Source organism: Streptomyces sp. NPDC057654 (assembly GCF_042800135.1).
Classification (GTDB): domain Bacteria; phylum Actinomycetota; class Actinomycetes; order Streptomycetales; family Streptomycetaceae; genus Streptomyces.
Genome location: NZ_JBHVHQ010000330.1, coordinates 1 through 8,580 on the forward strand (window position 1 = coordinate 1; position 8,580 = coordinate 8,580).

The 8,580-nt window shown below is 73.1% G+C and carries 7 protein-coding genes; 2 read left to right on the forward strand and 5 right to left on the reverse strand.

The window, feature by feature from the left end; all coding sequences use genetic code 11:
- Nucleotides 1-129: 129 nt before the first annotated feature.
- The 4 genes from ACFU99_RS23150 to ACFU99_RS23165 form a co-directional block, all read right to left on the reverse strand.
- On the reverse strand, nucleotides 130-618 hold the full coding sequence (locus tag ACFU99_RS23150; protein ID WP_384394917.1) for a DUF5304 domain-containing protein: 489 nt from the start codon (nucleotides 616-618) through the stop codon (nucleotides 130-132).
- 100 nt (nucleotides 619-718) lie between these two features.
- Nucleotides 719-1,951 carry an ArsA family ATPase gene (locus ACFU99_RS23155; RefSeq protein WP_384394919.1) on the reverse strand — a complete coding sequence of 411 codons (1,233 nt, stop codon included), beginning with the start codon at nucleotides 1,949-1,951 and terminating at the stop codon, nucleotides 719-721.
- A 124-nt stretch (nucleotides 1,952-2,075) separates the two neighbouring features.
- A complete protein-coding gene (locus tag ACFU99_RS23160) occupies nucleotides 2,076-2,543 on the reverse strand; it encodes an SRPBCC family protein (RefSeq protein WP_384394921.1) in 468 nt (155 codons plus the stop codon).
- A gap of 199 nt (nucleotides 2,544-2,742) precedes the next feature.
- Nucleotides 2,743-3,504 (reverse strand): metallophosphoesterase, encoded by a 762-nt coding sequence (locus tag ACFU99_RS23165; RefSeq protein WP_384394923.1) that lies wholly within the window; start codon nucleotides 3,502-3,504, stop codon nucleotides 2,743-2,745.
- Nucleotides 3,505-3,778: 274 nt separating this feature from the next.
- Between ACFU99_RS23165 and ACFU99_RS23170 the strand changes: the two genes are divergently transcribed.
- Nucleotides 3,779-5,575: an AMP-dependent synthetase/ligase gene (locus ACFU99_RS23170; protein WP_384394925.1), complete on the forward strand. Its 1,797-nt coding sequence runs from the start codon at nucleotides 3,779-3,781 to the stop codon at nucleotides 5,573-5,575.
- Nucleotides 5,576-5,928: 353 nt separating this feature from the next.
- On the opposite strand, the gene ACFU99_RS23175 is transcribed toward ACFU99_RS23170, so the two are convergent.
- On the reverse strand, nucleotides 5,929-7,071 hold the full coding sequence (locus tag ACFU99_RS23175) for a glycosyltransferase family 4 protein (protein ID WP_384394926.1): 1,143 nt from the start codon (nucleotides 7,069-7,071) through the stop codon (nucleotides 5,929-5,931).
- Nucleotides 7,072-7,187: 116 nt separating this feature from the next.
- Here ACFU99_RS23175 and ACFU99_RS23180 point away from each other — a divergent pair, with 116 nt between their 5' ends.
- Nucleotides 7,188-8,420 carry a glycosyltransferase 87 family protein gene (locus tag ACFU99_RS23180; protein WP_384394928.1) on the forward strand — a complete coding sequence of 411 codons (1,233 nt, stop codon included), beginning with the start codon at nucleotides 7,188-7,190 and terminating at the stop codon, nucleotides 8,418-8,420.
- Nucleotides 8,421-8,580: the final 160 nt, after the last annotated feature.

Genomic DNA, 8,580 nt, shown 5'->3' on the forward strand with positions numbered 1-8,580 from the left:
GTCCCTCAGTTTTTCGGTCGAACCCCGCCGGGCCCCACGTTACCGGAGGGGGGACGGCGTCCGGTTCCGGCGGCGGGAGCGGACGCGGGCCTCCCGCTCAGCGAGCCTCTCGCCCAGCGGGCCCGCCGTTCAGTCGAGGTCGATGCGCTCCGTGCCGCCCGTACCGCCCGTGCCGTCCTCGCCCTTCGGGCCGCCGGCGGCTCCCGTGTCGCTCCCGCCGCCCGTGGCGCCCGCGCCGTCCGTGCCCCGGGTCCAGCGCCGCTCCTGGTTCTCGACGGCGGAGCGGTAGGCGGCGAGCAGCTCCGAACCGGCGGCGGCCAGGTGGTCGAAGACGTCGGGGTTGCGCTCGATCACCGGCTCCACGGCGTTCTTCGCCTGCGAGATCAGATGCCGTACGGCCCCCTGGGCGGCCATCCCGGCGAGCGGCAGCTCGATGCCGGACACCTTGTCCGCCACGGCGTCGACCAGCTTGCGCAGCTCCTCCGCGGCGGAGCCGGGGGGCGGCCCGTACTGCCGGCGGCGGCGTTCCTTCTCCGCGGCGAGGTCCTCGGCGCACGCCTTCTCCCAGGCGTCGGGCTCCGCCCTGTCGTCGACGGGGCGCTCGGTGGCATCGCTCATGGCGGACTCCTGCGACGAGGCTGCTGTTCCCCTCGACGTTACCCGAACGGCGCACAGCGGTGGTCCGCGCCGCCGCGCCGCGCCGCGGGTCCCGGCGTGCTCAGAAGCTCTTCGGCCACAGCGCGGGGTCGGGGGTGAATCGCACCCGCAGCACGCCGTCCCGCAGCCCCGCGCCGGAGACGGAGCAGCGGCGCAGCGCGGAGGGCAGGGGCAGGACGCGGCGGAAGGGGCTGACGCTGACGATGAGTTCGTCGCCGCGGCGCACCAGGTCGAGGCCCTCGCGGCGGGCGCCGGGCAGCGGCAGCAGCCAGACGAGCACGCCGTCGTCGGCGAGCCGGTCCTCGACGGTCCACGGGTCGGGGGCGCGGCCTTCCGCTCCGACGGCCTCGGGGAGCAGGGCATCCGGCCCGCCCAGCTCCGCGACGTCGTCCGGCCCCTGGATGTCGCGGCCCAGGTGGGGCAGTTCGCACACGGCCGCCCCGCCCGCCGCGCTCTTGGTGGCCTCCTCGTGGAGGTCCTTGAGCGCGGCCTGCTGGCGGCCGGAGAGGGCGGCGAGGAAGGGGTCCGCGGAGCCGGTCGGCAGCAGCCGGTTGGCGACGACGGCGTCGATGCGGCAGCCCTGGAGGGCGAGGCCGGCGCGGGCGGCGCGCAGGGAGTCGGCGGCGTGCGCGCCGGGTTCGAGGACGAGGCGGACGGTCGTCGCGGCCGACTCGATGACGCCCTGCACGGCGGCGAGCTCGTTCTCCCAGTGCTCCGCGTGCTCGTAGAGCTTCTGGGCGGGCATCGGCACGCCGACGAGCTGGGCGAGCATGGGCCGCAGCGCGCGGGCGGCCTGCCGTTCGGTGGGCAGCAGGCGGCGCAGGTAGCGGCGCAGCTGCTCGGGCAGCGCGAGCAGCCGGACCGTCTCCGCCGCGGGCGGGGCGTCGACGACGATCAGGTCCCAGCCGCCGTCGGCGTGCGCGGAGCGCAGGGCGGCGAGCGTCGCGAGGGCCTCGGCGCCGGGCAGCTCGGTCAGCTCCTCGGCGTCGAAGGGCGCCGCGCCGAGCAGGTCGAAGAGGGAGGAGCCGCGCTCTTGAAGGTTCTGGGCGTGGCCGCGGAAGCGGGCGTCGGCGTCGATGCGGGCGGCCCACAGGCCGGGGGCGGCGGATATCGGCTCGGCGGGCCCGGTCGATTCGGCGGGGAGGGCGGCGCCGAGCACCGTGTCCGGGACGGGGCCGCGGTCGGCGGTGAGCAGCAGCGTCCGGCGGCCCGCGCGGGCGGCGGCGAGCGCCGTGGCGGCGGCGACGGTGGTGCGGCCCGCCCCGCCGGTTCCGGTGACGAGGACCGTACGCACGAGGAGCCTCCGGCGGTGGGGAGCGTGGTTCGAGGGACGGCGTCCACTGCTGGGGGGCTGGGAGGTGCCGTAATGGGGGGTGGTGAGGGGGGTGACTGCCCGGTGGGGTTCGGGTGCGGCGGCGTTACTTCGCGGTCTCGTCGGGGGCGGCGCCGCCCTCGACGCGCTTCTTGAGTCCGGCCAGCGCGCGGTCGATGACGACCTTCTCGGCCTTGCGCTTGATCATCCCGAGCATGGGGATCTTGACGTCGACGGTGAGCTGGTACGTCACCTCGGTGTGCTTGCCGCCCGCGGCCGGGGCCAGGCTGTACGAGCCGTCGAGCTGGCGCAGCATCTGGGACTTGACCAGCGACCAGCTGACCATGTCCCCGGAGTCGCTCCAGGTGTAGGCGAGGGTGTGGTCGTCCTTGATCGCGCCCGCGTCGAGGACGAGCCTGACCTGCGCGGCGCGCCCCTGGTCGTCCTTGGCCAGCACCTCGGCCTCCTTGACCTCCCCGGTCCACTCCGGGTAGCGGTCGAAGTCGGCGATGACCGCCATGACCTCGTTCGGGGCCGCCTCGACCGTGATGCTTGAGCTGGTGTGTTCCGCCATCTCCGTGGCTCCTCCGTACCGGTCCGCCGCCTGGTGTGCCTGCCGGTGAAGGCTACCGCGCGCCGGTCGAACGGCAGACCGCACCTCGACTCAGCGTGACGGCCGGCGCCCCGCGCCCGCCCGGCCGGACCGCCGGCGACCGCCGCGGGCCCGTGCCTCCACCTTAGGAGTGCCCCGATTCACCGGAGGAGTGCGCGATTCACCACTGGAGTGCCCAAGGGGTGCCGGTGGACGCGAAGTGACCGACATTGACGCATTCTGTCGCCCCGATGCGCATCCTGCGGGCGAGCGGCTGGTGGACATGGCCGAAGAGCGAGTACGCCGGGCGGATCTCGCGGACGGCGTCGAGGAGGGCCGAGCTGCCGCGCTCGAAGCGGCGCGCGACAGTGTCGTAGCAGAGCTCCGGAACCTCGGGCGGGATGTGCGAGCAGAGCACGTCGACCTCGCCGAGGGCGGCGATCTTCGCGGCGTACGCGTCCTCGTCGACCTCGTACGGCGTGCGCATCGGCGAGGGCAGGCCGCCGCCGACGAAGCCGAAGACCCGGCCGCCGATCTCGACGCGCTCGCCGTCGAGCACGGTGGTGCCGGGGCCCGCGAATTCCGGCCAGAGTCGGGGGATGTCGACGTTGCCGTAGGTCGCGTAGGTGGGCGTGGGGAGCGCGGCGAACAGCTCCGCGTACTGCTTGCGCACGGCGGTCTCGATGGCGCTCTCGCGGTCGATGCCGTCCCAGAGCCGGCGGCCCAGTTCCCGGGCCTCGTCGAAGCGGCGGGCGGTGCGCAGCTCGACGAGCCGGTCGGCGTTGGCCTCGCCGAAGAGGTCCGGGAAGATGCCGCGGGAGTGGTCGGCGTAGTCGAGGAACAGGATGAGATCACCCAGGCAGACCAGGGCGTCGGCGCCGTCGCCCGCCCTGGCGAGATCCGTGCTGTTGCCGTGCACATCACTGACCACATGGACTCGCATACGGATCACCCTAGGCCGAATGTCGTCGCCTCCGGAAGGTCCCCGACCTGCGGTTACTTCCCGGTCACCGGAAGGAGGGACTAGTCTGCCAGGACCAGTCCCATGGCATGCGGCGCGTCGTGTGACGCAACGAACATCTGGCCGTCACCCCTATCCCATGGCCGTACCGGTGGGTAACGTCCGGGCCGTCCGATCCCCTGCCTGACATGGACCGCAGCCGGCGTGACGCCCCCGACGACGTAGCGGCGCCGGCGCCCGACGAGGAGCAGCAGTCTTGCGCGAGTTCAGCCTTCCGGCCCTGTACGAGGTCCCCGCGGACGGCAACCTGACGGACCTGATCCGCCGCAACGCCGCGCAGCGCCCGGAGGTGACGGTCATCGGCCGCAAGGTCGACGGCCGCTGGCAGGACGTGAGCGCCGCCGCCTTCCTCGCCGAGGTCCGCTCCGCCGCGAAGGGACTGATCGCCTCCGGGGTGCGGCCGGGCGACCGGGTGGGGCTGATGTCCCGCACCCGGTACGAGTGGACGCTGCTGGACTTCGCCGTGTGGAGCGCGGGCGCGGTCACCGTCCCCGTGTACGAGACCAGCTCGCCCGAGCAGATCCAGTGGATCCTCGGCGACTCCGGCGCCGTCGCCTGCCTGGTGGAGTCCCCGGCGCACGAGGCCGCCGTGGAGTCCGTACGGGACCGGCTGCCGGACCTCAAGGACATCTGGCAGATCGAGCGGGACGCCATCGGACGGCTGCGCAGCGCCGGGGAGGATCTGACCGACGCCGTCGTCGACCAGCGCAGCGCCCTCGCGGTCGCCGACTCCCCCGCCACCATCGTCTACACCTCGGGCACCACCGGCCGCCCCAAGGGCTGCGTGCTGACCCACCGCAGCTTCTTCGCGGAGGTCGGCAATGTGGTGGAGCGGCTGAAGCCGCTGTTCACGACGGGCGAGTCGGCGGTCCTGCTGTTCCTGCCGATCGCGCACGTCTTCGGCCGGCTCGTACAGCTGGCTGCGGTGATGGCCCCGATCAAGCTGGGGCACGTCAGCGACATCAAGCACCTCACCGACGAGCTGGCGACGTTCCGGCCGACGCTGGTGCTGGGCGTGCCGCGGGTCTTCGAGAAGGTCTACAACGGGGCACGGGCCAAGGCGCAGGCCGACGGCAAGGGCAAGATCTTCGACCGCGCCGCCGAGACGGCCATCGCCTACAGCCGGGCCCTCGACACCCCGCAGGGCCCCGGGCTGGGGCTGCGCATCCGGCACAAGGTCTTCGACCGGCTGGTCTTCCGCAAGCTGCGGGCCGTACTCGGCGGCCGCGCCACGCACGCCATCTCCGGCGGCGCGCCGCTCGGCGAACGGCTCGGCCACTTCTACCGCGGCATCGGCTTCGCCGTCCTGGAGGGGTACGGGCTCACGGAGTCCTGCGCCGCCAGCGCGTTCAACCCGTGGGACCGGCAGAAGATCGGCACGGTCGGGCAGCCGCTGCCGGGGTCCGTGGTCCGCATCGCCGACGACGGCGAGGTGCTGCTCCACGGCGAGCACCTGTTCACCGGCTACTGGAACAACGAGACGGCTACCGCCGACGCGCTCTCCGACGGCTGGTTCCACACCGGTGACCTGGGCACCGTCGACGAGGACGGCTATCTGTCGATCACCGGCCGGAAGAAGGAGATCATCGTGACCGCGGGCGGCAAGAACGTCGCCCCCGCCGTGATCGAGGACCGTATCCGCGCCCACGCGCTGATCGCCGAATGCATGGTGGTCGGCGACGGGCGCCCCTTCGTCGGCGCGCTGATCACCCTCGACGAGGAATTCCTCCCCCGCTGGCTGACGGACCACGGCCGTCCCGCGAACCTGACCCCGGCCGATCTCACCTCCGACCCCGGACTCCTGGCGGAGGTGCAGAAGGCCGTCGACGACGGCAACGACGCCGTCTCCAAGGCGGAATCCGTACGCAAGTTCCGCGTACTCCCCGCCCAGTTCACCGAGGAATCCGGCCACGTGACGCCGTCGCTGAAACTCAAACGAGGCGTGGTCGCGAAGGATTTCGCCCCCGACATCGAGTCCCTCTACTCCACGTAGAGCCATGTCCTCAGTCGCCGGACGGGCTGAAGAGCCTTGTCCTCAAACGCCGGACGGGCTGAATACGTCGTCCTCAATCGCCGGACGGGCTCGATTGAGCCCATCCGACAACTCCCACAGCCCCAGCCAAATCAAGCCCGTCCGACGCTTGAGAACAAAGCGATGACCGGCACCGCCCCACTCAACGAGCCCGGCACCACCAGCCCGTCCGGCGCTTGAGGACAAAGCGGTGACCGGCACCGCACCACTCAGCCAGCCCGGCACCCCCAGCCCGTCCGGCGTTTGAGGACAAGCTCTTCAGCCCGTCCGGCGTTTGAGGACACAGAGCCTGGCCGGCGATTGAGGGCAGGGGTTCACAGGAGAGAAGCCAGGCGGCCAGCCAATTGGTCCCAGCGCCACCGCTCCTCCACCCAGGCCCGCCCCCTCTTGCCCATCCGGCTCCGAAGATCCGCATCATGCAACAGGGCAATGATGCGGTCGGCCGCACCGGTCGGGGAGCCGCCCCGCACCACGTACCCCGTCTCCCCGTCCAGCACGGCATCCGGCGCCCCGCCGGAGTCCCCGGCCACCACCGGCAGCCCGGTGGCCGAAGCCTCCAGATACACGATGCCGAGCCCCTCGACGTCGAGCCCGCCCCGCCGCGTACGGCACGGCATGGCGAAGACGTCACCGGCGCCGTGATGGGCCGGCAGCGCGGCCCACGGCACGGGACCGGTGAAGCGGACGGAGTCCGCGACCCCGGTGTCGGCGGCGAGTTTGCGCAGTTCACGCCCGTACGGCCCGTCTCCGACGATCAGCAGCACCGCGTCCGGCACCGCGGCCAGGATCCGCGGCATGGCCTGGATCAGCGTGTCCTGCCCCTTGCGCGGTACGAGCCGGGAGACGCAGACGACGACGGGGCGGTCGGTGAGCCCGAGCCGGGCCCGTACCTCGTCGCCTCCGGAGCCGGGGTGGAAGGTCTTCTCGTCGACGCCGGGCGGCAGTTGGACCATGCGGGCGGCAGCGGCGGCGGACAGCGCGGGGGCGATCCGCGAGCGCGTGTACTCGCCCAGATAGGTGATCGTGTCCGTGCCCTCGCCGATGCGCCGCAGCAGTTGCCGGGACGCGGGCAGCTGCGCCCAGCCCGCCTCGTGGCCGTGGGTGGTGGCGACGAGCTTCCTGGCCCCGGCGGCGCGGAGCGAGGGCGCCATCAGGCCGAGCGGCGCGGCGGCCCCGAACCACACGGACGTACAGCCGTGCCGGCGCAGCAGTTCGGCTGCCCGCCGCGTCACCCGCGGTGTCGGCAGCAGCATGGTCGTACGGTCCCGCACGACGCGGAACGGCTGCTCGGCGTCGAAGCGCGCGGTGGCCGCGGCGCCTTCCTGGCCGCGCTTCCAGGTCGAGGCGTAGACGACGATCTGCTCGGGGTCGAGCCGGAGCGCCATGTTGTGCAGAAACGCCTGGATGCCGCCGGGGCGCGGCGGAAAGTCGTTGGTGACGATCAAGGTCTTGTCCATCGCCTGTGACAGTACCGGGTGCGATCGGGCGGCAGCCGCGCCGCGCCCCGCCACGTCGCGGCTCCGGACCTCCGCGGACGGCATCATGCCTTTCTGGTCGAATGCGGAGGAATGGGATGAAGCTGAAGATCACGGGCATCGGCGGCGCGTGGCTCGTCACCCGCGCCGTGCTGCTGCTGGGCCTGTGCAAGGTGTGGACGCTGCCCGGCTCGGACGTCACCGTCGACGTCCAGTTCATCTACCAGGGCTGGTACGAGGTCCTGCGGACCGGCACGTTCCCGCTGACCGACGTGACCTGGCAGTACCCGCCGGCCGCCGCACTGGCCGTACTCTCCCCCGGCCTGCTGCCGTTCCTCAACTACGCCCCGGCGTTCTTCGCGCTGTCCTGCCTGACGGACGCGGCGGTCTGCGCGGCCCTCACGCACACCGGGCTGCGCGCGGGCCGCAGCGGCGCGGGTGCCTGGCTGTGGGTGGCCGGGCTGCCGCTGCTCGGCCCGATCGTGTACGCGCGCTACGACCTGATGGTCACGGCGGTCGCCGTGGCCGCGCTGCTCGTCGCCGCGCGCCTGCCGCGCGCCGCGGGCGCGCTCGCCGGCTTCGGCGCGCTGCTGAAGGTCTGGCCGGTGCTGCTGCTCATCGGCGTGCCACGCGGCCCCCGCACCCGCGCGACGTGGGGCGCGGCAGTCCTGACCGCGCTCGGGATCACGCTGCTCGCCGCGGCGGCGATGCCCGGCGCGCTGTCCTTCCTGACCTCCCAGCGCGACCGCGGCACCGAGGTCGAATCGCTCGGGGCCCTCGTCTTCCATGTGGCGCGCCACTTCGGGTGGAGCGGGCAGGTGCGGTACACGTACGGCTCGGTGGAGTTCATCGGCCCGTACGTGCCGCTGGTCAGCCGGATCGCGCTGGCGCTGACCGTGTCCGCCTTCTGCGGGCTGCTGCTGTGGCGGCTGCGGGCGCGGCGGTTCGCGGTGCGCACACCGTTCGACGCGGCCTTCGCGGCGGTGCTGCTGTTCACCACCACGAGCCGGGTCATCAGCCCGCAGTACCTGGTGTGGCTGATCGGCCTCGCCGCCGTCTGCCTGACCGTCCGCACGACCCGGCAGCGGCTGCCCGCCGTGCTGGTGCTGCTCGCGGCGCCGCTCACGCAGCTCGAATTCCCCGTCTGGTTCCGGCATGTCTCGCACAGCGACTGGCAGGGCGTCGTGCCGCTGGCCCTGCGCAACGGGCTGCTGGTGGCCGCGACGCTGATCGCCTGCGTGCGGCTGTGGCGGGAGACGGTCACCGAGCCGCGGGCGGCGGCGACGGCCGGCCGGCCCGAAGAGCGGGTGCCCGCGGCGCTGGTCCCCTGACGCGCCGTCTCAGCCGACCTGGGCCTTCACATACGCGCGCCAGCGTGCGGTGAACTCCTGGGCGTCCAGGCCGAGTACGTCGTGCAGCGCCGCGTCCAGCGCCCCCGCCCGCGGCCGGCCGTCGCCGACCTCGCGGTAGAACGCGACGAGCTTCGCGTCC